A 21,811-nucleotide genomic window follows, 5' to 3' on the forward strand; every position below is an offset into this window, starting at 1 on the left:
CTGGACAAAACATTGACAGGGCTCACCGTGCGGGGCTACAAACGCCGGGAGAGCCGACGCAGGTACGAAGGGAAGCCGATGGCGTACGACCTGATCACCATGGGGCGGATCGGTGTGGATCTGTATCCACTCCAGACCGGTGTCCCGCTGCCGCAGGTGACGTCCTTCGGCAAGTTCCTCGGAGGGTCGGCGACGAACGTCGCGGTCGCCGCGGCGCGCCTGGGACGGCGGACCGCGGTGATCACCCGCACCGGCGACGACCCCTTCGGCACGTATCTGCACGAGGCCCTCCAGGGCTTCGGCGTCGACGACCGCTGGGTCACCCCGGTCCCGGGCCTGCCGACCCCCGTCACCTTCTGCGAGGTCTTCCCGCCGGACGACTTCCCGCTGTACTTCTACCGGCAGCCCAAGGCCCCCGACCTGGAGATCGACGCCCACGAGCTGGATCTCGACGCGATCCGCGAGGCGAGCGTCTTCTGGGTCACCGGCACCGGCCTGAGCGAGGAGCCCAGCCGTACGGCGACGCTGGCGGCCCTCGCCCACCGCGCGAAGTCCGCTACGACGGTCTTCGACCTGGACTGGCGTCCCATGTTCTGGAAGGACCCCGCCGAGGCCCGCCCCTTCTACGAAGAGGCCCTGCGCCACACCACCGTCGCCGTCGGAAACCTCGACGAGGTCGAGGTCGCGACCGGCGTACGCGAGCCGCACGCCGCCGCCCGCGCCCTCCTGGACGCCGGTGTCGAACTGGCGGTCGTCAAGCAGGGCCCCAAGGGCGTCCTCGCCGTCAACAGCAAGGGCGAGTCCGCCGAGGTCCCGCCCCTGCCCGTCAACGTCCTGAACGGCCTCGGCGCCGGTGACGCCTTCGGCGGCTCCCTCTGCCACGGCCTGCTCAGCGGCTGGGACCTGGAGAAGATCATGCGTCACGCCAACGCGGCCGGCGCCATCGTCGCCTCCCGCCTCGAGTGCAGTTCGGCGATGCCGACGACCGGCGAGATCGAGAGCGCGATCGCGGCGGGAGCGGTTCTGTGAGCGTCGACCTCGCGGAACTCCTCCGCCTGCGTGCCGAACGCCCCGAGGCGATCGCCGAGGCCGCCGCCCGCCGCACCCGGCGTTCGCTCCTGAACGACAACGGCCGCCTGATGATCGTCGCCGCCGACCACCCCGCCCGGGGCGCGCTCGGCGTCGGCGGCAACCGCATGGCCATGGCCAACCGCGCCGACCTGCTCGAACGCCTCTGCCTGGCGCTGTCCCGCCCCGGTGTCGACGGCGTCCTCGCCACCGCCGACATACTCGACGACCTGCTGCTGCTCGGCGCCCTCGACGGCAAGGTCGTCATGGGCTCCATGAACCGCGGCGGCCTCCAGGGCGCGAGCTTCGAACTCGACGACCGCTTCACCGGCCACCGCCCCGAGGACATCGAGCGGCTCGCCTTCGACGCCGGCAAGCTCCTCCTGCGCATCGACTACGACGACCCGGGATCCCTCACCACGATGGAGTCCACGGCCCGCGCCATCGACGACATGGCCGCGCGCCGGCTCCCCGTCTTCGTGGAGCCGTTCATCAGCGGCCGCACCACCGAGGGCAAGGTCAGGAACGACCTGTCCGCCGAGGCCGTCACCAAGTCGATCGCCATCGCCTCGGGCCTGGGCGGCAGTTCGGCCTACACCTGGCTCAAGGTCCCGGTCTGCGACAACCCCGACGACATGGGCGAGGTCATGGCCGCCTCCACCCTGCCCGCCGTGCTCCTCGGCGGCGAGGTCGGGGACGACCAGGACGGCGCGTACGAGAAGTGGCGCGGCGCCCTCCAACTCCCCACCGTGCGCGGCCTGGTGGTCGGACGCTCGCTGCTGTACCCGGCGGACGGCGACGTGGCCGCCGCCGTGGACACCGCCGTAGGACTGCTGTGAGGGCCGCCGCATGACACAGACCGAGCTGTACGTCCCCAAGGGCCGCTCCACCAACGCCCAGTACGCGGTGGACATCGACCCCAAGCGGGCCGGCTGGACCCACAGCAGCCTGCGCGTCGTCGAGCTGGCACCGGGCGGCACCCACACCTTCACCTCCGGTGACAGCGAGTGGATCGTGCTTCCGCTGGAAGGCGGCTGTACCGTCCGCACAGGTACCGAAGAGTTCCAACTCCTGGGCCGGGAAAGCGTGTTCGCCGGAGTCTCGGACTTCGCGTACGTGCCCCGGGACGCCCAGGCATCGATCGCCTCCGGCGCGGGAGGCCGCTTCGCCCTGGCAGGAGCGAAGTGCGAGCGACGACTCCCCGCCCGCTACGGCCCCGCGCCGGAGGTCCCCGTCGAAGAACGCGGCAGCGGCACCCAGTTGCGGCACGTCCGCAACTTCGCCTCCGCCGACGCCTTCGACTGCGACAAGCTCATCGCCGTCGAGGTGATCACCCCCGGCGGCAACTGGTCCTCGTACCCGCCGCACAAGCACGACGAGAACCGGCCCGGCGTGGAAGCGGAGCTGGAGGAGATCTACTACTTCGAGATCGACGGCCCGAACGGTTTCGGCTATCAGCGCGTATCTCCCTCCCGTGAGGGCGGTTCCGACGTCCTCGCCGAGGTCCGCTCCGGCGACGCCGTCCTCGTCCCCGACGGATGGCACGGCCCGTCCATCGCCCAGCCCGGCCACGACATGTACTACCTGAACGTCATGGCGGGACCGGGTGAGACGCGGGAGTGGCGGATCTGCTTCCACCCGGACCATACGGAGGGGTACCGATGACCACCCGCCTGACCGTCGCGCAAGCGCTGGTCCGCTTCCTGGCCGCCCAGTACACCGAACGCGACGGTGTACGACAGCGGTTGATCTCCGCCACCTGGGGCATCTTCGGCCACGGCAACGTGGCCGGACTCGGCCAGGCGCTCGTCGAGTACGCCGACGACATGCCGTACCACCAGGGCCGCAACGAGCAGTCCATGGTGCACGCGGCGGTGGGCTACGCGCGTCAGTCGAACCGCCTGTCCACGCACGCGGTGACGACGTCGATCGGCCCGGGCGCCACCAATCTGGTCACCGGCGCCGCCCTCGCCACGATCAACCACCTCCCGGTCCTGCTCCTCCCCGGTGACATCTTCGCCACCCGCGTCGCCGACCCGGTCCTCCAGCAGCTCGAAGTCCCGTACGCGGGCGACATCAGCGTCAACGACTGTCTGCGGCCCGTGTCGAAGTACTTCGACCGCGTCACCCGGCCCGAAGCCCTGATACCGGCCGCCCTGCAGGCCATGCGCGTCCTCACCGACCCCGTCGAGACCGGCGCCGTGACCCTCGCGCTGCCCCAGGACGTCCAGGCCGAGGCCCACGACTGGCCGGACGAGTTCTTCGCCGAGCGCACCTGGACCGTACGGCGTCCGGGCGCCGATCCCGCCGAACTCGCCGACGCCATCAGCGTGATCAGGTCGGCGAACCGCCCCCTGATCGTCGCCGGCGGCGGAGTCCACCACAGCCGCGCCGAAGAGGCCCTCGCCGAGTTCGCTTCGAGCACCGGCATCCCGGTCGCCTCCACCCAGGCCGGCAAGGGCTCCCTGCGCCACGACCACCCCCAGGACGTCGGCGGCGTCGGCCACACCGGCACCGCCACCGCCAACGAACTGGCCCGCCAGGCCGACCTGGTGATCGGCGTCGGCACCCGGTACACCGACTTCACGACGGCCTCCGGCACCCTCTTCGCAGGCGACGGCGTCCGCTTCCTCAACCTCAACATCGCGCCCTACGACGGCCACAAGCTCGCCGGGACGCCGCTGGTCGCGGACGCCCGCAGCGGCCTGACCGAGCTCACCGAGGCACTCCGGCTGCACGCCCACCGCGTCACGGGCACCTACATCGACGAGTACACGCTCGACAAGGAGCGCTGGGAGCAGCGCGTCGACGCCTGCTACGAGGCCGACGAGCCCGACATCAGGCCGACCCAGCCGCAGGTCCTCGGCGCGCTGGACGCCCTCGTCGACGAGTCCGACGTGATCATCAACGCGGCCGGCTCCCTCCCCGGAGACCTGCACAAGCTGTGGCGCGCCCGGTCGAGGGACCAGTACCACCTGGAGTACGGCTACTCCTGCATGGGCTACGAGATCCCGGCCGCCATCGGTGTGAAGATGGCCGCTCCCGACCGCAACGTCTGGGCGCTGGTCGGCGACGGCACCTACCTGATGATGCCGACGGAGATCGTCACGGCCGTACAGGAGGGCATCGCGATCAAGCTCCTCCTGATCCAGAACCACGGCTACGCCTCCATCGGCGGCCTGTCCGAGACGGTCGGCGGCGAGCGCTTCGGCACGGCGTACCGCTACCAGTCCGACGACGGCACCTACACCGGCGCCCCACTGCCCGTGGACCTGGCCGCCAACGTGGCCAGCCTCGGTATGCGCGTGCTGCGCGCGAAGACCGTACGAGGCCTGCGCGCCGCACTCGAAGAGGCGCGGGCCGCCGACACTCCCACATGTGTCTACGTCGAGACCGAAACGGCCGACACAGTGTCGGGCCCGCCTCCGGCGCAGGCCTGGTGGGATGTACCTGTGGCCGAAACCGCGACCCGACCGTCCGCGGTGAAGGCCCGTGAGCTGTACGAACGGCACGTCTCAACCCGACGCCGCCATCTGTGAAAAGGAGTACTCGGTCATGACGAAGATCGTCAACCACTGGATCGGCGGCAAGACCGTCGAAGGCGCGTCGGGGAACTACGGGCCGGTCACCGACCCGGCGACCGGCGCGGTCACCACGAAGGTCGCGTTCGCCTCGGTCGACGAGGTCGACGCCGCCGTAGCCGCCGCGAAGGACGCGTTCCAGACCTGGGGCACCTCCTCGCTCGCCAAGCGCACCACGATCCTGTTCCGCTTCCGGGCCCTGCTGGAGGCGAACCGGGACGCGATCGCCGAGCTCATCACCGCCGAGCACGGCAAGGTGCACTCCGACGCGCTCGGCGAGGTCGCGCGCGGCCTGGAGATCGTGGACCTGGCGTGCGGGATCACCGTGCAGCTGAAGGGCGAGCTGTCCACCGAGGTCGCCAGCCGCGTGGACGTCGCCTCCATCCGCCAGCCGCTCGGTGTCGTCGCGGGCATCACGCCGTTCAACTTCCCGGCGATGGTCCCGATGTGGATGTTCCCGATCGCCATCGCGACCGGCAACACCTTCGTGCTGAAGCCGTCCGAGAAGGACCCGTCGGCCTCCCTCAAGATCGCCGAACTGCTGGCCGAGGCCGGTCTGCCCGACGGCGTCTTCAACGTCGTGCACGGCGACAAGGTGGCCGTCGACCGCCTCCTGGAGCACCCGCACGTCAAGGCCGTCTCCTTCGTCGGCTCGACCCCGATCGCCCGCTACATCCACACCACGGCCTCCGCCAACGGCAAGCGCGTCCAGGCGCTGGGCGGCGCCAAGAACCACATGCTGGTCCTGCCGGACGCCGACCTGGACGCGGCGGCGGACGCGGCGGTGAGCGCCGCCTACGGCTCCGCGGGCGAGCGCTGCATGGCCATCTCCGCGGTCGTGGCGGTCGGCGCGATCGGCGACACGCTGGTCGAGAAGATCCGCGAGCGCGCCGAGAAGATCAAGATCGGCCCGGGCAACGACCCGGCCTCCGAGATGGGCCCGCTCATCACCAAGGTGCACCGCGACAAGGTGGCGTCCTACGTCTCCGGCGCGGCGGCCGAGGGCTGCGAGGTCGTCCTGGACGGCACCGGCCACACCGTGGAGGGCTTCGAGGACGGCCACTGGATCGGCATCTCGCTCCTGGACAAGGTCCCCACCACCGCGAAGGCCTACCAGGACGAGATCTTCGGCCCGGTCCTGACCGTGCTGCGCGTCGACACCTACGAGGAGGGCCTGGCGCTGATCAACGCCTCCCCCTTCGGCAACGGCACCGCGATCTTCACCCGGGACGGCGGCGCCGCCCGCCGCTTCCAGCTGGAGGTCGAGGCCGGCATGGTCGGCGTGAACGTCCCGATCCCGGTCCCCGTCGGCTACCACAGCTTCGGCGGCTGGAAGGACTCGCTCTTCGGCGACCACCACATCTACGGCAACGACGGCACGCACTTCTACACCCGCGGCAAGGTCGTCACCACCCGCTGGCCCGACCCGGCCGACGCCCCGGCCGGCGTGGACCTGGGCTTCCCGCGCAACCACTGAGTCAGCGCCGAGCGCCGGGCACGCACACGCGTGTCCGGCGCTCGGTCATGCTCACTGCTTGCCGGTGGCCGCCTTGATCTCGTCGGTAAGGTCACCGGTCTCGGACGCCGGCGGCGCCTTCACCACGGCCGTCTTCCCGAACTTCTCGAAGTCCATGGTGACCTTCATGGCGCCGATCTCCTGCGTCATCCGCACCGGCAGGTCCCCGGCGCCGACCCAGACGTCCATGGTGATCGAGGACGCCCCACCGGTGATCTTGCCCACGAGCCCGCTCTTGTCGCCGTAGGCCTTGTTGAACTTGCCCATGTGCTGCTGGTCGATCACGGCCCGGTAGTGGGTCGTGCTCTTTCCGTCCACCGTCGCCTTGCCGAGGTTCTCCACGTCGTTGGCGTACTTCAGGCCCTTCATGGACGCCGACGGGCTGCCGTTGCTGCCGCTGAGCGCCTGGGCTCCGGACTCGCCGAATACGGCGGAACCGTCGATCTTCATCCACTCCTTGCCCTTGAGCGGGCCGGCGGGCTGCGGATCGACGTCGTAGTAGTAGGCGCCGTCCACGAACAGCACGCGGATCGACGGGTCGCTCGTCAGTGACTGCATCTGGGCGGCCTTGGTGTCCATCTCCACGTCGTATGCGTAACCGTCGCCCCAGGAGTAGGTGCCGTCCATGGCGATCGGCGTGCCGGTACCGACGTCGGTCGTCATCCTGACCTCGGCCGAGCCGAGCTGTTCGGTCCGGTCCGTCGCCCGCGTGAGCGCCGCCATGATCGCGTCCGACTTGTCGACGACGTCCGCCGCCTGCTTCACGCCCTCCGAGCCGCATGCCGTGACCGCGACCATCGCCGCCGCCGTGAACCCCACCCAGGCAGCGGTGTACTTGAGCTTCATGTGCCCCCCTGTGAATGACCTTGGAGGTGAGACTTTAGCGGCACGTTTTTTCACGTCGGCGCTGCGGTTCCCGTACAGCCCGAACCGTAGAAGCGGCCGCGCAGAACTGCCGTATTCGCCATTCAGGCCGCTCGTGATCTACGGATTTCGCAGCCAGACACCTATTGACGTGCTGGTTTTCGTCGGGGTTCCATGCAGCACCATGACCGACACCCTCCGCCCTGCCGACACCGCCGTCCCAGAGGCGCGGGAGCACGGCCCCGCCAAGCTCAACCGTTCCATCGGCGTGGTCGGCGGCACCCTCCTGACGCTGTCCTGCGTGACCCCGGCCTCCACGCTCTTCGTGGTCGTCCCCGACCTCTTCGGCTCGCTCGGCACCGCCACCGCCCTGACGATCGCCATCGGCTCCCTCCTCTGTGTCGCCGTGGCGTTCTGCTACTCGGAGCTGGGCACCCTCATCCCCAGCGCGGGCGGCGAGTACGCCATGGTCTCGACGCTGGCGGGACGGCTCGCGGGCTGGCTCGTCTTCGTGCTCTCCCTCCTGGTCGTCATGATCGTCCCGCCGGTGATCGCGATGGGCACGGCGGACTACCTGGCCCCGGTGGTCCACCTGAACCCCTCCCTGGCGGGCGCCGCGGTCATGCTTCTGGCCACCCTCGCCGGCCTCCTCGACCTGCGCGCCAACGCCTGGATCACCGGAATCTTCCTGGTCCTGGAGGTGATCGCGGCGGCGGTGGTGGCGCTCCTGGGCTTCACCCACGCGGAACGCGGCCCCAGCAGCCTCATCTCCATGCAGGTCACCGGCGCACACGGCGGGACGGACACGGTCACGGCCATGCTGGTCGTCTCCGGCCTGGCGATCGCCCTCTTCGTCACCCAGGGCTTCTCGACGGCCGTCTACCTCTCCGAGGAACTGGAGAACCCCCGCCGCAACGTGGCCCGCACGGTCCTGGCCACGCTCGCCATCTCCACCGTGATCATCCTGGTCCCGGTGGTCGCGATCACCATGGGCGCCTCCGACCTGACCGAACTGACCGGCGGCGACATCAGCACCATGGTCACGGCCTGGTCGAACTCCGCCGTCGGCACCTTCGTCAGCCTGTGCGTCGCCCTCGCCATCATCAACGCGGGCATCGTCATGGTCATCCAGAACTCCCGGGTCCTCTTCGCCTCCGCGAGGGACAAGGCCTGGCCGGCCCCAATCAACCACGTCTTCTCGAAGCTCGGCCGCTTCGGCTCCCCCTGGGTCGCCACCCTCGCGGTCGGCATCCCGGGAGCGGCCCTGTGCTTCGTGAACCTGGACACGCTGTACGGCGTGACGGGCGTCTCGGTGACGGGCATGTACCGGCTCGTCGCGATCGCCGCCCTGTTGTCCCGCCGCGACCACCACAAGCACACCCCGGCCTGGCGCATGCCCCTGTGGCCCGCGATGCCGGTCCTCCTGATCGCGGTCCTGGCCTACATCCTGACCCAGCAGGAGACGGAGTACCTGGTGTGGACGGGAGGGACAACGGCAGCGGCCACCCTTTACTGGGCCCTGTACCTGCGCCCGCGCAGGGACACGAGGTGGCTCGTCTCCATTCCGAGTGAGTAGACCCACCCAGGGGCGAGGGGCTGTGTCGATGTGCGGCTACCGCCGCGTGGGCGCGACCAGCCGCGACGAACCCGCGGACGGCCATGAGGAGGACGCACCACCCCCGTAGCCGTACCGCACCCGCTGTACACCACGAACCCTCATCCACCCCCAGGATGGCCCGGAGTTCAGCCCTCGGTCGACAAGTCCCCGACAGTTTCACCCCGTACCGTTGACGCATGGATCTTCGACGCCTCCGGAGGCCACGGTGGATCGCCGCCGCGGCCTCCGTCGTCGTCCTCGCCGCTGCCGGGACATGGACGGCCGCCGCCTCTGACGACCCGCCCCCGGTGCACCGCACCGACCAGATCATGGCGCTCGACGGCGTCCGCATAGACACCTCGTACTTCACGACGACCGGCACCGAAAGGCGCCCCGCGCTCCTCCTGGGCCACGGCTTCGGCGGCAGCAAGAACGACGTGCGCCAACAGGCCGAAGACCTGGCGAGAGACGGTTATGCGGTCCTCACCTGGTCGGCGAGAGGTTTCGGCAAGTCGACGGGCAAGGTCGGCCTCAACGACCCGAAGGGTGAGGTCGCCGACGTCTCCCGGCTCATCGACTGGCTGGCGAAGCAACCCCAGGTCCAGCTCGACAGGCCCGGCGACCCCAGGGTCGGCGTGGCGGGCGCGAGCTACGGCGGCGCGATCTCCCTCCTCGCGGCCGGACACGACGACCGTGTGGACGCGATCGCCCCGTCGATCACGTACTGGAACCTCTCGGACGCCCTCTTCCCGAACGGTGTCTTCAAGAAGCTCTGGGCCGGCATCTTCGTCAACTCCGCGGGCGGCTGCGACAAGTTCGAACCGCAGATCTGCGCGATGTACCAGCGGGTGGCCCAGTCCGGCGTCCCGGACCAGCAGGCCGAGCGGATGCTGGAGGAACGCTCCCCGTCGGCCGTCGCCAAGGACATCAAGGTCCCCACCCTCCTCGTCCAGGGCCAGACGGACTCCCTCTTCCCCCTGAACCAGGCCGACGCCGCCGCGAAGGCGATCCGGGCCAACGGCGCCCCCGTCGACGTCGACTGGATCGCGGGCGGCCATGACGGCGGCGACCTGGAAGCGAGCCGAGTCCAGTCCCGCGTGACGCACTGGTTCGACCGCTACCTCAAGGACGACAAGTCCGCCGACACCGGCCCCGCCTTCCGCGTCACCCGCACCCTCGGCACCGACACCGGCGACGGCGAGACCCGCCTCACCGGCGTCACCGCCGACACCTACCCGGGCCTGGAGAGCGACGACCACAAGATCGCCCTCACCGGCCGCGAGCAGGACTTCACCAACCCGGCCGGCGCCAGCCCGCCCGCCGTCTCGGCCCTCCCCGGCATCGGCGGCGGCGGCCTCTCCCAGCTCTCCTCCCTCGGCGTGGGCGTCTCCCTCGACTTCCCCGGCCAGTACGCCGCCTTCGAGTCCGCCCCCGTCAAGGACGACCTCCAGATCACCGGCTCACCCACGGTCACCGTCCACGTGAAGTCGACGACCGACGACGCCGTCCTCTTCGCCAAGCTGTACGACGTGGGCGCGAACGGGCAGCAGGCCCTGCCCTCCCAGCTCGTCGAGCCCCTCAGGGTCGAGGGCGCGAAGGCCGGCAAGGACGTCACGATCACCCTCCCGGCGGTCGACCACGACATCGACGACGGCCACCGCCTCAAGCTGGTCCTCGCCTCCACGGACCTCGGTTACGCCTCCCCGACGGCCCCGGCGACGTACACCGTCTCCCTGAAGGGCGACCTGAACGTCCCCACGGCCCTCAGCCAGAAGAACACCCAGGCCCCCCTGCCCGCCTGGGTGTGGTGGCTGCCGTTGGCCGGCGCGGTGCTCGCGCTGATCCTGGTCGTGACGGGCCGCCGCCGTACGGCGGTCCCCGCCGCACCCGAGCCGGAGCTGGCCGAAGTCCCCCTGCAGATAACGGACCTGAGCAAGCGGTACGCCAAGTCCGCCGACCGGTACGCGGTCCGCGACCTCTCCTTCCGCGTCGAGAAGGGCCAGGTCCTCGGCCTGCTCGGCCCGAACGGCGCGGGCAAGACGACCACCCTGCGCATGCTGATGGGCCTGATCAGGCCGGACGGCGGCGAGGTCCGCGTCTTCGGCCACGCGATCGGGCCCGGCGCCCCGGTGCTCTCCCGGGTCGGCGCCTTCGTCGAGGGCGCGGGCTTCCTCCCGCACCTGTCGGGCCGGGAGAACCTGGAGCTGTACTGGCAGGCCACCGGCCGCCCGCCCGAGGACGCCCGCATGGAAGAGGCGCTGGAGATCGCCGGTCTCGGCGACGCGCTGTCCCGCGCGGTCCGCACCTACTCCCAGGGCATGCGCCAGCGGCTGGCCATCGCCCAGGCCATGCTGGGCCTGCCGGACCTGCTCATCCTCGACGAACCGACCAACGGACTCGACCCACCGCAGATCCGCGAGATGCGGGAGGTGATGATCCGCTACGCGGCGGCCGGCCGCACGGTCATCGTCTCCAGCCACCTCCTCTCGGAGGTCGAGCAGTCCTGCACCCACCTCGTGGTCATGGACCACGGCAAGCTGGTCCAGGCGGGCCCGGTCGGCGAGATCGTCGGCTCCGGCGACACCCTCCTGGTCGGCACCGCCGCGGAGGTCGAGGAGCCCGTCGTCGAGAAGGTCGCGGCCCTGCCGGGCGTGGCCTCCGCGGTCCGGACGGAGGGCGGTCTCCTCGTACGGCTCGACGCGGACGGCAGCGCGGCCCGCCTGGTCGCCGAACTCGTCCGGCTGGAGGTCCCCGTGGAGTCGGTGGGCCCCCACCGCCGCCTGGAGGACGCCTTCCTCACCCTGATCGGAGACTCCGCATGAGCAGCACGCTGACCGAGCGCGCGGAGGTCGCCGACGGCTACCGCGCGGGCCGTACACTGCCGATCCGGGTCGAGCTGATACGGCAGCTGAAGCGGCGCCGCACGCTCGTCATGTTCGGCATCCTTCTCGCCCTGCCGTTCGTCCTGCTGATCGCCTTCCAGCTGGGCGGCGGACCGGACTCGGGCAACAACCGCGTCAACCTGATGGACACGGCGACCGTCTCCGGGGCGAACTTCGCCGCGGTGAACCTCTTCGCCTCCGCGGGCTTCCTCCTGATCGTCCCCGTGGCGCTGTTCTGCGGGGACACGGTCGCCTCCGAGGCCGGCTGGTCCTCCCTGCGCTATCTGCTCGCGGCACCGGTGCCCAGGGCCCGCCTGCTGTGGTCGAAGCTCGTCGTCGGCCTCGCCCTCAGCCTGGCCGCGATGCTCCTGCTGCCGCTGGTCGCCCTGGCGGTCGGTACGGCGGCGTACGGCTGGGGCCCGCTCCAGCTCCCGACCGGCGGCTCACTGGAACCGGGCACGGCGGCCCTGCGCCTGCTGATCACGGTGGCGTACATCTTCGTCTCCCAACTCATCACCGCGGCCCTGGCGTTCTGGCTCTCCACCCGCACCGACGCCCCCCTGGGCGCGGTCGGCGGCGCGGTCGGCCTGACCATCGTGGGCAATGTGCTGGACCAGGTGACGGCCCTCGGCGACTGGCGCGACTTCCTCCCCTCGCACTGGCAGTACGCGTGGCTGGACGCCGTGCAGCCGAAGGTGCAGTGGTCCGACATGCTCCAGGGCACCTCGCTGTCGATAACGCTCGCCCTGGTGCTGTTCGCCCTGGCCTTCAGGGGTTTCGCCCGCAAGGACGTGGTCTCCTAGGTCAACGGAAGATCTCCCACCGGTCTCGACGGGCCGTCTCCGTGCCCCCTTTGAGACCCATCCGCAACGCTCCGTAGCGCACGTTCCGGCCCCCAGGCCCGTCACAGTCGGCAGAAGCCGACGTCAACAGGCCCAGGGGGTACGGACGATGGAGCGACAGCGGACACGACAGGTGATGCTCGCCCTCACACTGGCGGGCGGCCTGCTGCTCACCGGTTGCGGCGGGAGCGACGACGCGAGCAAGAGCAGCTCCGACGGAGCGCGGGGCGGCTCGTACGACCCGGGCTTCCCGGCCCCCGACCAGCCACAGGGCGAACAGAACTCCGGCGAGTCCCGCGACGACTACGTCACCCCGTCCCCCGACTACCTCTCCACCTTCGCCCTCGACGTCGACACCGCCTCCTACGGCTACGCCCGCCGCACCCTCGCCGAGGGCCGCCGCCCCGACCCCTCGACGATCCGCCCCGAGGAGTTCGTCAACAGCTTCCGTCAGGACTACGACCGCCCCGACGGCAACGGCTTCACGGTCACCGTCGACGGCGCCCGCACGGACCGCGACGACTGGTCCCTGGTCCGCGTGGGCCTGGCCACGAGGGGCGCACGGGACGATCAGGACGACCGCCCGCCCGCCGCCCTCACCTTCGTCATCGACATCTCCGGCTCCATGGCCGAACCCGGTCGCCTCGACCTCGCCCAGCAGTCCCTGGGCACCATGACGGAAAGCCTGGGCGACGACGACTCGGTCGCGATCGTCACCTTCAGCTACGAGGCCGAGACGGTCCTGCCGATGACCCGCCTCGGCAACCACCGCCCCCAAATCCACCAGGCGATCGAGAACCTGCGGCCCACGTACTCCACCAACCTCGGCGCGGGCGTCGAGACCGGCTACAGGACGGCCGTCGACGGCCTGCGGAAGGGTGCCACCAACCGGGTCGTCCTCATCTCCGACGCCCTCGCCAACGACGGCGAGACCGACCCCGACGCCATCCTCGACCGCATCGACACCGCCCGCCGCGAGCACGGCATCACCCTGTTCGGAGTCGGCGTCGGCAGCGACTACGGCGACGCCCTGATGGAACGCCTCGCCGACAAGGGCGACGGCCACACCGTCTACGTCTCCGGCGCCGACGACGCCGAGAAGGTGTTCTGCGAACAGCTCCCGCAGAACATCGACCTGACCGCACGCGACGCCAAGGCCCAGGTCGCCTTCGATCCCGAGACCGTCGCCTCCTTCCGCCTCGTCGGCTACGACAACCGCCGCGTCGCCGACGACGACTTCCGCGACGACCGCGTGGACGGCGGCGAGGTCGGCCCCGGACACACGGTCACCGCGCTCTACGCGGTCCACACCCGCCCCGGCGCCGACGGCCACCTGGCCACCGCGACCGTCCGCTGGCAGGACCCCGACTCCCGTGCCCCGCACGAGAAGTCCGGCGAGCTGGAGACCGGCTCCCTCGACGGCTCCGTGTGGAGCGCGAGTCCCCGCTTCCAGGTCACCGCGGTGGCCGCCTACCTCGCCGACTCCCTGCGCCGAGGCGACGACCGCTGGAACCCCCTGCCGGGAGCCCCGCGCCTGAGCGAACTGGCCGACCGAGCGGACACGTTGGCGGGCCAGACAGAGGACCGGGCGGTACGGCAGCTCGCCGACACCATCCGGCGGGCGGGGCACCTAGACTGACCGTCCCGCCGAGCAGCCGTGTGGCCGAAGCGGTCTCTCGTGGGCAGGGCGGCCGGGATCACCCCTCGCGGCCGCCCGCGCTCTGACGGGAGCGCCGGTACAGCACCGATCCGGCGGTCAGGAGGGCCAGGCTGGCCACGGACGGCACCCAGGGGCTGTCCGCTCCGGTGTGCGCGAGTGTGGCGGCCGCTTCCTGCTGCACCACGCCAGGGGCCGACCTCGGGGTCGGGTTCGCCTTCGCCGGGTGTGACGGCTGGTGGTGGACCGGCGGCGTGCGCGGCGTGGACGGTACGGACCGGTCCTCGGACTCGTCGGGACGGTGGGCCGGTCCGTTGACCGACTCGTTGCCGAAGACGGGATTGCCGACACCCACCAGGTTCGCGCTGTTGCCGCTGAGGTTCACGGGCAGGTCAACCGGAACCTGGAGGACGTTGCCGGACAGGACGCCCGGCGAGTCGTGGGCGCCGCCGACGGCCGTGGCCCCGCCCGGCGCCGCGTGCTTTTCGTCGCCCGCGGCCGGGCCGTCCTCGTTGGCGCAGCGGTTGCCCATGGCGGGGTTGAGGAGCCCGACCACGTTCAGGGTGTTCCCGCACACGTTCACCGGCACGTCCACGGGCAACTGGATGTTGTTGCCGGAGAGCACCCCGGGCGAACCATCCGCGGAGCCCTCAGCGGTGGAGTCGGCCTGCGCCGGCCCCGCGACTGCCATCGCACCAGAGGCGACAGCGACGGCGATCACACTGTTTCGGATAGCCCGTTTCATGGGTTCCCTGCCCTTCATACGTGTCGCGGGTACGCACCCGCATTCGTTGAAACATGCGTGAAACCATAGAAGTTATGGTTTTTCAGTCATTTGCCCGGAACAAGGTCGCATGCGGACACCGGTCGGGGCCCGTTCGATCCCCCTCGTGACCGCGCATGGCCGCCCTCTCTACAGAAAGACCCTCGCCCCGCACCGGGAGTGCCTCGGCGCAGGGGAGGGGTGAAGGCCGCCTGTCGGGCTTCGATTCGGTCAGAACGCCCGGCTGTCGCAACCCATGTCTGAACCGAGCTTGTTCTGCTGCGCACCCGGGTTGCCCTCGCCGTTCAACACGTTGCCCGCCAGGCCGGTGAGTGCGCCGACACTGCCGAGCACCTCGATGTTCATGTCGTGCGAGCGGCACTCGATGCCCTGAGTGACGTCGATGTCGTGGCCCGGCTCACCGTGTGCCACGGCGGCGCCGGCGCCGAGGGAGCCGACACTGCCGAGGATGGCGCCCACGAGGACTGCCTTGTGAAACGTGCGCATGGGGGTACTCCATTTCGAGCGGATGGGGGTCTGCTACAGATCGGGCTGGTACGTGACGGACGACGCTCGGGCGGGTGTCAGCCGAGTCGGGGAAGCCCCAGTTGACCGACCGGCGGCGCCGCGAGCTGTCCGAGGCCGACCGGAGCCAGCTGCGGTGCGCCAGCAGGCGCGATCTGCGGGTTGAGGAGCGGGTTGACCTGCGGGTTCACTTGCGGGTTCACCTGCGGGGTGACACTCGCCGGAGGCTCTGGCGCAAAGGTCTGGGGTACGGCCACCTGGGGGGCGACCTGCGGCATGACCTGCGGCATCACCTGAGGCTGCGGTGCGGGTGCGGCCGGTGCCGGCTGCGCGGGTACGGCCTGCTGCGGGTACGGCGAGGCGGAGGCCTGTGCCGATCCCTGCGACGAGGCGGCGGCGTAGCTGGCCTGTTGCGGTGCCGGCTGGTAGGCGGGTGCCGGGGCAGCCTGCGGCGCGGCCTGCGGTGCAGCCTGCGGTACGGGCTGCGGTGCGGGCTGGTAGACGGGTGCCGCGGCCTGCGGTGCCGGCTGATAGGCGGGTGCCGGTGCGGCCTGCGGGGCGGGCTGGTAGGTGGGTGCCGGGGCAGCCTGCGGTGCCTGCTGGTAGGCGGGTGCCGGTGCGGCCTGCGGGGCGGGCTGGTAGGCGGGTGCCGGGGCAGCCTGCGGTGCCTGCTGGTAGGCGGGAGCCGGGGCGGCCTGCGCAGCCCCGAGATCGGGAGCCGGCGCCGGCGTGGGACTGCGTTGAGCGATGGAAGAGTCGGCATGGCTGATGCCGGTGCCCATGGCGGACAGACCGCTGGCCGCTGCTACCAGGAGCACGGCCTTGTGAAGCTTGCGCATGAAACTCTCGGCCCTTCATACCTGAAATAGGGAAGTCCATTGCCTTGAGTGCAGTCACGTGTGCAGTCGGTGCGCTGCTCCCAACTGCACGGTCAACAGCGGTTGTTCCGAGTGGCACGCGGACTTCGCATCAAAGCCGGCAGCGACTCGCCTCACCCTTGCAAGGTCCACGAACGCTGCCCTCTCCCCGTTGGAACGATGACGCTGGGCCGCGGTCACGGAACCTCGCGATCCGTCACCCGTTTGCCGCGCGGGTGAGTGCGTGTCGCGGCGTCAAGCAAGCCGTTTGCGGCAAATGGGTGACCACGCCCCGGCGGCCGTATCTGCGTCTGTTCTCGGGTCGTTCCCCACGGGGCAAGGACGTTGGTCCATCGCGGTCGCTCAGGGCAGTCGGAACAGCTGCAACTGCGCTGCCGTATCAGCGTTCCCGAGATTTTCGTGCACAGGTCAATGAAGGGCCGAGAATTCCATGCGCAAGTTCCAGCGATTCGCGCTCGTCGTCGCAGCGGCCGGCGGACTGTCCGCCGTAGGGGCAGGACAGAGTTCTGCTGTCACCCCCGTCGCCTTCAACGGGGCTGTGCCGCCTCCCGTTTCACAGCCGGACGCCCAGGCCGCCTCAGCCACGTCCGCTCAGGCGACCACGCAGACCTACGGCTCGCCGGCCCCTCAGCAGTCGGCCCCTCAGCGTGGCACCCAGGTCGCACCGCAGCTCAACCCTCAGCTCAACCCGCAGATCAACCCGCAACTCTCCTCCCCGGCGCCGCAGACGGCGCAGAGTGCCGCCGCACCGGCCCAGAACAACCTGTTCCGGCCGTACCAGGAGTGCAGCCCGCAGACCGTGCTCGACGCGAACGTCCCGGTCGCGGTGCTCGCCGCCTCCCAGACCCGGGGCGTCGAATGCACCCAGGCCAACAGCCAGTCGAACGCCCTCGCCACCGCGCGCTAGCTCTCCCGCGGGCGGCCGGACACTCCACGCGATACGACTTCCGGGTGGTTTCGCTTCGCCATCACAAAACCGGCGCGCCTATGCCTGTTTTGGGATACTTCGCACTAATCTTTCGTAACTGTAAGGAGTCGATCTCGCACAGATCGCACCCATTCACTCTCACCGGAGAAGACATGCGCAAGCTTCGCAACGTTGCCGTCCTGGTCGTTGCCCTCGGCAGCATCGGACTCGTGGGCGGCACCGCTCACGCCGGCGGTCAGGGAGGAAAGGACGGCGAGCACGGGGACAAGTTCAACATCACGCAGAGCTCCAACTGCCGCTCGCACGACCTGAACCTCGACGTCCTGGGCGAGGTCGGCATCCTCAACGGCCTGCTGGGTAACGGCCTCAACGGCGAGGGCAACCCGGGTGCTCAGGCCACCGACATCGGCTCCACGATGGGCTGCAACAACAGCGCCTTCTAAGGCTCTGCCCGGCGCCCAGGCGCCGAACACCGCAAATGGTCCCGGCGCAGGGCCGGGACCATTTGCGTGCCGCCAGGCCTGCCGGGCGGCGATGGTTTTGGCGCGTCGCCGAAACCTGTCGGCTGTTCCCTTCGGCCTTTCATGACCGCACTGATGTCGATCAACACGGATCGCGTCCACCTCAATTCACCGGAGAAGACATGCACAAGCTCCGCACGGCTGCCGTCCTCCTTGCCGCATTCGGGAGCATCGGCCTCCTTGGAGCCGGCACCGCCCACGCCGACCGCGGTGGAGACAAGGGCAGTGACGCCGGTTTCAACATCATGCAGACCAGCTCCTGCACGTCGCACGACAGCAACGTCGACATCCTCGGCGAGGTCGGCATCGCCAATGGCCTGGGCGGCAACCTCCTGAACGGTGAGGGCAACCCGGGCGCCCAGCAGACGTCCCTGGGCTCGAGCATGGGTTGCAGCAACACGGTCGGCAAGTAAGACGCCACCATTCCCCGGTGTCCCGAATCGTTGACGGGGCACCGGGGATTTTCGTTTAGTCGGCGAGCTTTCACCGAAAACCGAAATGCCGGGCCAGGATTCATCCTGGCCCGGCATTCGTCGTCATGCTCAGAACTCGATGTGCGGCTTCTTGAACTTCGCGGGCAGAGTGGTGGTGTTGGAGCAATCCACGACCGGCCCGACACTCGCGGACCCACCGTCCAGCATGTGGTCCTGCCAGTCCACCACATGCGGCTGGTCTGCCGTCGAGCACTCCTGCGCCTGCTTGACGATGTGCGCGTCGTCCTTGTCGATGTGCGTCTCGCTCTTGCGAATGCAGACGGTGTCACCCTGCGCCGTGGTCGCGCAGTCACCGTCGTCCGCGTAGGCGTACGGGGCGCCGAGGCAGATCGCGGCGAGACTGGTGACGAGCCCCGAGACAGCGGCGATCTTCTGCGAAGTGAACATGTGCGGTATTCCTTTACGACGGAGGCCCGAGCGCACCTGCCATTGACCGGTGTGCGCTCGAGCCCGAGAAGGTCAGAACAGAGAATGCTGCGTCTGGACGTGCTGTCAGCCGTGACCGACGCCAAGACGGCCGCAGCCCGGACGCGTGCCCTGATCGAGCGGCGCGTCCGGGCTGCATGTGCCACGGGGATTCACTCAGCACACCGTTGAGCCCGCTGAAGCGGTGCGGGACCGAGACGTTGCGTTCGTGCAATGTGCGTCAGGCTTCCCAAGAGTGTGGGGGCGCCCGTCGTGGCGCTGTGCGGATGGGCTTGCGGCGCGGTTCTTACTCTTCGCCCTGCTCCTCGTAACCCTGCTCGCCCTCGGGGTTCTTGTGCTCCTCCGGCTGAGCCTCGGGCTGCTGCTGCTGCTCCTCCGGCTGGGCCTCGGGCTGCTGCTGCTCCTCCGGCTGACCCTCGGGCTGACCCTCGGGCTGGCCTTGCGGCATGGTGAAGTAGTCGCCCCCGAAGGCGACGGCGCTGGCCGACGAGTTGGCCACGGCGGAGATCGGCGGAGGCGCCTCGCCGTTGTCGCCGGCGAAACCGACGCCGGCACCGAGGGTGGACAGCCCCGCAATCGCCGCCGCTACGACTGCAGCACGCTGGAACATACGCATGGTTGACCCTTTCTCACCCGGGCAGAACCGCCCGGCTTGGCTACTCGGTGTGAGCATATACACACACTGTGTAGCTATCGAGGATCTAGAGGCCCCATGTCGCGTCGTCGGCGTGTGTGGCCCGGTGCGGCAGGCCGGTCGTCTCCGGTGCGGTGCCGGTCGCGTCGGGTGGTGTCGCTGCCGAGGGGGTGCAGGTCACCTCGGGGCCCAACCGGGCCCGGCCGTTGCCCAGGGCGGCGGGCACCGTCACGGGCTGCACCGGCGTGCAGGTCTCCTGGTGGGGGATGACGCCGTCCTCGGGAATCACCCCCACGATCCGCTGGGTGCAGGTGAAGCCGCCCAGCAGGTCGCGAGTGCAGGCTCCCGGGCCCGCCGCGGCATGCGCCTGGCCGATGCCGACGCAGGTCATGAGGAGGCCCCCGGTCAACGCCGAAAGGGCCGCGATCTTCCTTCTGTTGAACATCTGATGCGTTGTCCTTCGTAGAGGTGCCCGGGCGAGGCGTCGCGCCGACGGCACTACCGAGTTCAGCCCGTGAAGGCGTTGTTGAACTGGCCGCAGGTGGTGTCCATGGTGGTCGCGAGACCGAGCACGCCGACCGGGACGTTGTTCTCGGCCACCGTCTGCGGACTGCATTCCTGGTAGGGCCGGTAGAGGTTGTTCACCTGCAGCCCCCCGTCGGAGGTCTCGGCGGCGGCGGCGGCGGTGCCGGCGCCGACGGCGGACAGACCGCCGGCCGCCACTGCTGCTGCGATCACGACCTGCTGAAACTTGCGCATGGAACACCTCGTTCGTTGCTCGTATGTCACAGCTGATTGCCTAGCGTGACTGACCGAATACTAGCAGTAGTCACAGCAGGCGCCGCGCGCAACAGGCGTGTTCCTGAGGGGGATACACCCCGCACCTGATCCGGGTTGACGCCAACTGACGCCCGTCGGCAACGGGTTGCCGACGGGCGACGGGCCAACACGGTTGAAGCACAAGCGCAGTCGCGTCAGGTGAACACCGGCTCCGCGACCCGCAGGCGACCATGTGAGGGCACCGAGACGATCACATCCCGCAGTCCTTCGGCGTACCGCCGCACGTTCTTGCAGGCGATTTCTGTGTCCGGGTAGCGACAGGCGAACCACAGGCCCTCGTGCAGCCGGTTGACCCAGGCGCACACCTGGTCGCCGTACGACACCCGGATCAGCCCGTACGCCCTCTGCTCCGCCCAGCGGGCCGAGCCGGGGATGAGGCGGGCATCCACGTACGAGACCATCGAGTACATGTCGGGTGACGTTGGACGGAAGTCCGTACCGAGCAGGCGCAGTACGCGGGCCAGCGGAATGCGCGCCAGCGACCGGTTGGCCCGCAACTCGGAGCGGACGGCGACGAGCGCTTCGTCGAAGTCCCGGGCCGCGGGCACCTCGATCGGGGCGCCGCCGACATACCAGCCCACGGAATCCGACCACGCGGACTTCAGCCGGGTGTGGAACGGCACGACCGTGCGGTAGACCGACTGTCCGCCGAGTTGGTGGACGATGAGACTGGTCGCCGCCAGGATGCCCACCAGGCTGCCGCCGTAGGGACGGCAGTACTCCTCGAACGCGGCGGCGGCGCTCGCGTCGACGAGCGGCTCGCACAGCAGCTTCTGGGTGGGCAGAACCCCACCGGGCCGCACCCCGAGGTCGACGGGGAACTCCGGAAGCCTTCCGTCGCACCGGCCCACGAACTCCCGCCAGCGCGCCACGATGGCGTGGGTGTCGTCGATCCCGTCCGCGTTCGCCCGTTCCTGCTCGCAGAAGTCGACGTAACTTCCCACAGGCGTACCGACGATGGGCCGTCCCTTGACGCCGGCCATGTACAGCTCGCTGATCTCCTCCGGGATGCGCTGCAGGGAGTAGGCGTCGACATTGGTGTGGTCGAAGGCCATGTACACACTGACGGAGTCGTCGCGAACGACCGCCGCGTACATGAGGTTCGGCCAACCCAGAGCGTCCGCCGCGATGTCGAACCGGCCCTGGAGGTAACTGACCAGCGCCTCCGGGTCGGTGAAGTCACCCACCACCTCGCGTTGCAGTGACACGTCGCTCGCATCGAGCGTGAAGCGCTGCATGTCGTCCCCCGACCACCTGAAACCGCTGCGCAGCGTCTCGTGCCGCAGCGTCCAGTCCCGCAGAGCCCCTTCCAGCGCACAGAGGTCCACGGGGCCCTGCAGGTCGAAGGCCGTCCCGATCCACGTAGGAACGAACAGACCGTCCTCGCGCACCGATCGCGCCGTCCTGACGTGCGACTCCTGGATGTACGCCGGCGGCCGTGGATCCGGTGGCAGCACCGCCGCAGCCGCGACGGTTGCCGCACTGACCGTCCACTCGAGGAGTTGTCCCGGCCGGACCTCGCAGCGCTGCATGTCAGAAATTCGCACGGTGGTGTCTCCTTCGCAGAAGACACCAGCTTGATCAAGGGGCCGCCGTGTGGCAGCAGTGGCAGTCGTGTCGCCGCCATTTCAGCAACACGTGTGACGCCTCGAACGATGAAGCGATCCGTGGGTGACTGCGCGCTCGGCTCAACGGCCTTGCCCAGAACGGTTGCAGGCACCGCCGACTGCGGCTGCCACCGCGCGCGGCGGAAGGGCGGACCGAGCCGGGCGCGGTCTCGTCCGGCGGGGCGACG

General features: G+C 69.8%; 21 protein-coding genes. 12 read left to right on the plus strand and 9 right to left on the minus strand.

The features are described 5' to 3' along the window. Nucleotides 1–78 precede the first annotated feature (78 nt). The 5 genes from iolC to mmsA are packed head-to-tail and all read left to right on the plus strand — an operon-like array spanning nucleotide 79 to nucleotide 6,126. On the plus strand, nucleotides 79–1,029 hold the full coding sequence (iolC, locus tag ABZT02_RS13380) for a 5-dehydro-2-deoxygluconokinase (RefSeq protein WP_356017299.1): 951 nt from the start codon (nucleotides 79–81) through the stop codon (nucleotides 1,027–1,029). Beyond that, entirely contained in the window at nucleotides 1,026–1,907 is an 882-nt protein-coding gene (locus ABZT02_RS13385) for a deoxyribose-phosphate aldolase (protein ID WP_356017300.1), read from the plus strand. Before iolC ends, ABZT02_RS13385 begins: the two co-directional genes overlap by 4 nt. A gap of 10 nt (nucleotides 1,908–1,917) precedes the next feature. Further along, nucleotides 1,918–2,733 (plus strand): 5-deoxy-glucuronate isomerase, encoded by an 816-nt coding sequence (gene iolB / locus ABZT02_RS13390; RefSeq protein WP_356017302.1) that lies wholly within the window; start codon nucleotides 1,918–1,920, stop codon nucleotides 2,731–2,733. Then, entirely contained in the window at nucleotides 2,730–4,607 is a 1,878-nt protein-coding gene (iolD, locus tag ABZT02_RS13395; RefSeq protein ID WP_356017304.1) for a 3D-(3,5/4)-trihydroxycyclohexane-1,2-dione acylhydrolase (decyclizing), read from the plus strand. The genes iolB and iolD overlap by 4 nt, the downstream gene beginning before the upstream one ends. 16 nt (nucleotides 4,608–4,623) lie before the next feature. Beyond that, nucleotides 4,624–6,126, plus strand: a complete 1,503-nt coding sequence (gene mmsA, locus ABZT02_RS13400; protein ID WP_356017307.1) for a CoA-acylating methylmalonate-semialdehyde dehydrogenase — start codon at nucleotides 4,624–4,626, stop codon at nucleotides 6,124–6,126. Nucleotides 6,127–6,177: 51 nt separating this feature from the next. Here the strand turns inward: mmsA and ABZT02_RS13405 are convergent, their stop codons facing one another. Next, a complete protein-coding gene (locus tag ABZT02_RS13405) occupies nucleotides 6,178–7,011 on the minus strand; it encodes a hypothetical protein (protein ID WP_356017309.1) in 834 nt (277 codons plus the stop codon). A gap of 202 nt (nucleotides 7,012–7,213) precedes the next feature. On the opposite strand from ABZT02_RS13405, the gene ABZT02_RS13410 reads away from it, so the two are divergent. The 4 genes from ABZT02_RS13410 (at nucleotide 7,214) to ABZT02_RS13425 (ending at nucleotide 13,989) form a co-directional block, all read left to right on the plus strand. Further along, nucleotides 7,214–8,605 carry an APC family permease gene (locus ABZT02_RS13410; protein WP_356017311.1) on the plus strand — a complete coding sequence of 464 codons (1,392 nt, stop codon included), beginning with the start codon at nucleotides 7,214–7,216 and terminating at the stop codon, nucleotides 8,603–8,605. A 218-nt stretch (nucleotides 8,606–8,823) separates the two neighbouring features. Continuing rightward, entirely contained in the window at nucleotides 8,824–11,448 is a 2,625-nt protein-coding gene (locus ABZT02_RS13415) for an alpha/beta fold hydrolase (protein ID WP_356017313.1), read from the plus strand. After that, nucleotides 11,445–12,311, plus strand: coding sequence for an ABC transporter permease (locus ABZT02_RS13420; protein WP_356017316.1), 867 nt, complete (start codon nucleotides 11,445–11,447; stop codon nucleotides 12,309–12,311). The genes ABZT02_RS13415 and ABZT02_RS13420 overlap by 4 nt, the downstream gene beginning before the upstream one ends. A gap of 148 nt (nucleotides 12,312–12,459) precedes the next feature. Continuing rightward, nucleotides 12,460–13,989, plus strand: a complete 1,530-nt coding sequence (locus tag ABZT02_RS13425; protein ID WP_356017318.1) for a von Willebrand factor type A domain-containing protein — start codon at nucleotides 12,460–12,462, stop codon at nucleotides 13,987–13,989. A 58-nt stretch (nucleotides 13,990–14,047) separates the two neighbouring features. Here ABZT02_RS13425 and ABZT02_RS13430 read toward each other — a convergent pair whose 3' ends face one another. The 3 genes from ABZT02_RS13430 to ABZT02_RS13440 form a co-directional block, all read right to left on the minus strand. Then, nucleotides 14,048–14,698 (minus strand): chaplin, encoded by a 651-nt coding sequence (locus tag ABZT02_RS13430; RefSeq protein ID WP_356017320.1) that lies wholly within the window; start codon nucleotides 14,696–14,698, stop codon nucleotides 14,048–14,050. Nucleotides 14,699–15,001: 303 nt separating this feature from the next. Beyond that, the gene (locus tag ABZT02_RS13435; protein WP_356017322.1) at nucleotides 15,002–15,277 is read right to left on the minus strand and encodes a hypothetical protein; all 276 of its coding nucleotides are present in this window, start codon (nucleotides 15,275–15,277) and stop codon (nucleotides 15,002–15,004) included. A 77-nt stretch (nucleotides 15,278–15,354) separates the two neighbouring features. Next, nucleotides 15,355–16,134, minus strand: coding sequence for a hypothetical protein (locus ABZT02_RS13440; RefSeq protein WP_356017324.1), 780 nt, complete (start codon nucleotides 16,132–16,134; stop codon nucleotides 15,355–15,357). 469 nt (nucleotides 16,135–16,603) lie between these two features. On the opposite strand from ABZT02_RS13440, the gene ABZT02_RS13445 reads away from it, so the two are divergent. From ABZT02_RS13445 to ABZT02_RS13455, 3 genes are all read left to right on the plus strand, one after another. Continuing rightward, nucleotides 16,604–17,080: a hypothetical protein gene (locus ABZT02_RS13445; protein ID WP_356017326.1), complete on the plus strand. Its 477-nt coding sequence runs from the start codon at nucleotides 16,604–16,606 to the stop codon at nucleotides 17,078–17,080. 173 nt (nucleotides 17,081–17,253) lie between these two features. Further along, entirely contained in the window at nucleotides 17,254–17,544 is a 291-nt protein-coding gene (locus ABZT02_RS13450; protein WP_356017328.1) for a hypothetical protein, read from the plus strand. 200 nt (nucleotides 17,545–17,744) lie between these two features. Next, entirely contained in the window at nucleotides 17,745–18,035 is a 291-nt protein-coding gene (locus ABZT02_RS13455; protein ID WP_356017330.1) for a hypothetical protein, read from the plus strand. A gap of 129 nt (nucleotides 18,036–18,164) precedes the next feature. Here ABZT02_RS13455 and ABZT02_RS13460 read toward each other — a convergent pair whose 3' ends face one another. From ABZT02_RS13460 to ABZT02_RS13480, 5 genes are all read right to left on the minus strand, one after another. Next, nucleotides 18,165–18,503: a hypothetical protein gene (locus ABZT02_RS13460; RefSeq protein ID WP_356017333.1), complete on the minus strand. Its 339-nt coding sequence runs from the start codon at nucleotides 18,501–18,503 to the stop codon at nucleotides 18,165–18,167. Between the two features lie 325 nt (nucleotides 18,504–18,828). Then, complete coding sequence (locus tag ABZT02_RS13465) at nucleotides 18,829–19,158, minus strand: hypothetical protein (RefSeq protein WP_356017336.1); 330 nt, start codon at nucleotides 19,156–19,158, stop codon at nucleotides 18,829–18,831. A gap of 85 nt (nucleotides 19,159–19,243) precedes the next feature. After that, on the minus strand, nucleotides 19,244–19,621 hold the full coding sequence (locus ABZT02_RS13470; RefSeq protein WP_356017338.1) for a hypothetical protein: 378 nt from the start codon (nucleotides 19,619–19,621) through the stop codon (nucleotides 19,244–19,246). A 62-nt stretch (nucleotides 19,622–19,683) separates the two neighbouring features. Next, on the minus strand, nucleotides 19,684–19,935 hold the full coding sequence (locus tag ABZT02_RS13475) for a hypothetical protein (protein WP_356017340.1): 252 nt from the start codon (nucleotides 19,933–19,935) through the stop codon (nucleotides 19,684–19,686). A 215-nt stretch (nucleotides 19,936–20,150) separates the two neighbouring features. Then, the gene (locus ABZT02_RS13480) at nucleotides 20,151–21,563 is read right to left on the minus strand and encodes a condensation domain-containing protein (protein ID WP_356017342.1); all 1,413 of its coding nucleotides are present in this window, start codon (nucleotides 21,561–21,563) and stop codon (nucleotides 20,151–20,153) included. Between the last annotated feature and the right edge of the window lie 248 nt (nucleotides 21,564–21,811).

This window comes from Streptomyces sp. NPDC005402, from assembly GCF_040606575.1.
Classification (GTDB): Bacteria; Actinomycetota; Actinomycetes; order Streptomycetales; family Streptomycetaceae; genus Streptomyces.

What these genes read in the sequence shown, in the direction of transcription:
- iolC (WP_356017299.1), top strand. Translation starts at nt 79, where the DNA reads ATGGCGTACGACCTGATCACCATGGGGCGGATCGGTGTGGATCTGTAT.
- iolB (WP_356017302.1), top strand. Translation starts at nt 1,918, where the DNA reads ATGACACAGACCGAGCTGTACGTCCCCAAGGGCCGCTCCACCAACGCC.
- iolD (WP_356017304.1), top strand. Translation starts at nt 2,730, where the DNA reads ATGACCACCCGCCTGACCGTCGCGCAAGCGCTGGTCCGCTTCCTGGCC.
- mmsA (WP_356017307.1), top strand. Translation starts at nt 4,624, where the DNA reads ATGACGAAGATCGTCAACCACTGGATCGGCGGCAAGACCGTCGAAGGC.
- ABZT02_RS13405 (WP_356017309.1), bottom strand. Translation starts at nt 7,011, where the DNA reads ATGAAGCTCAAGTACACCGCTGCCTGGGTGGGGTTCACGGCGGCGGCG.
- ABZT02_RS13410 (WP_356017311.1), top strand. Translation starts at nt 7,214, where the DNA reads ATGACCGACACCCTCCGCCCTGCCGACACCGCCGTCCCAGAGGCGCGG.
- ABZT02_RS13415 (WP_356017313.1), top strand. Translation starts at nt 8,824, where the DNA reads ATGGATCTTCGACGCCTCCGGAGGCCACGGTGGATCGCCGCCGCGGCC.
- ABZT02_RS13420 (WP_356017316.1), top strand. Translation starts at nt 11,445, where the DNA reads ATGAGCAGCACGCTGACCGAGCGCGCGGAGGTCGCCGACGGCTACCGC.
- ABZT02_RS13425 (WP_356017318.1), top strand. Translation starts at nt 12,460, where the DNA reads ATGGAGCGACAGCGGACACGACAGGTGATGCTCGCCCTCACACTGGCG.
- ABZT02_RS13430 (WP_356017320.1), bottom strand. Translation starts at nt 14,698, where the DNA reads ATGGCAGTCGCGGGGCCGGCGCAGGCCGACTCCACCGCTGAGGGCTCC.
- ABZT02_RS13435 (WP_356017322.1), bottom strand. Translation starts at nt 15,277, where the DNA reads ATGCGCACGTTTCACAAGGCAGTCCTCGTGGGCGCCATCCTCGGCAGT.
- ABZT02_RS13440 (WP_356017324.1), bottom strand. Translation starts at nt 16,134, where the DNA reads ATGCGCAAGCTTCACAAGGCCGTGCTCCTGGTAGCAGCGGCCAGCGGT.
- ABZT02_RS13445 (WP_356017326.1), top strand. Translation starts at nt 16,604, where the DNA reads ATGCGCAAGTTCCAGCGATTCGCGCTCGTCGTCGCAGCGGCCGGCGGA.
- ABZT02_RS13450 (WP_356017328.1), top strand. Translation starts at nt 17,254, where the DNA reads ATGCGCAAGCTTCGCAACGTTGCCGTCCTGGTCGTTGCCCTCGGCAGC.
- ABZT02_RS13455 (WP_356017330.1), top strand. Translation starts at nt 17,745, where the DNA reads ATGCACAAGCTCCGCACGGCTGCCGTCCTCCTTGCCGCATTCGGGAGC.
- ABZT02_RS13460 (WP_356017333.1), bottom strand. Translation starts at nt 18,503, where the DNA reads ATGTTCACTTCGCAGAAGATCGCCGCTGTCTCGGGGCTCGTCACCAGT.
- ABZT02_RS13465 (WP_356017336.1), bottom strand. Translation starts at nt 19,158, where the DNA reads ATGCGTATGTTCCAGCGTGCTGCAGTCGTAGCGGCGGCGATTGCGGGG.
- ABZT02_RS13470 (WP_356017338.1), bottom strand. Translation starts at nt 19,621, where the DNA reads ATGTTCAACAGAAGGAAGATCGCGGCCCTTTCGGCGTTGACCGGGGGC.
- ABZT02_RS13475 (WP_356017340.1), bottom strand. Translation starts at nt 19,935, where the DNA reads ATGCGCAAGTTTCAGCAGGTCGTGATCGCAGCAGCAGTGGCGGCCGGC.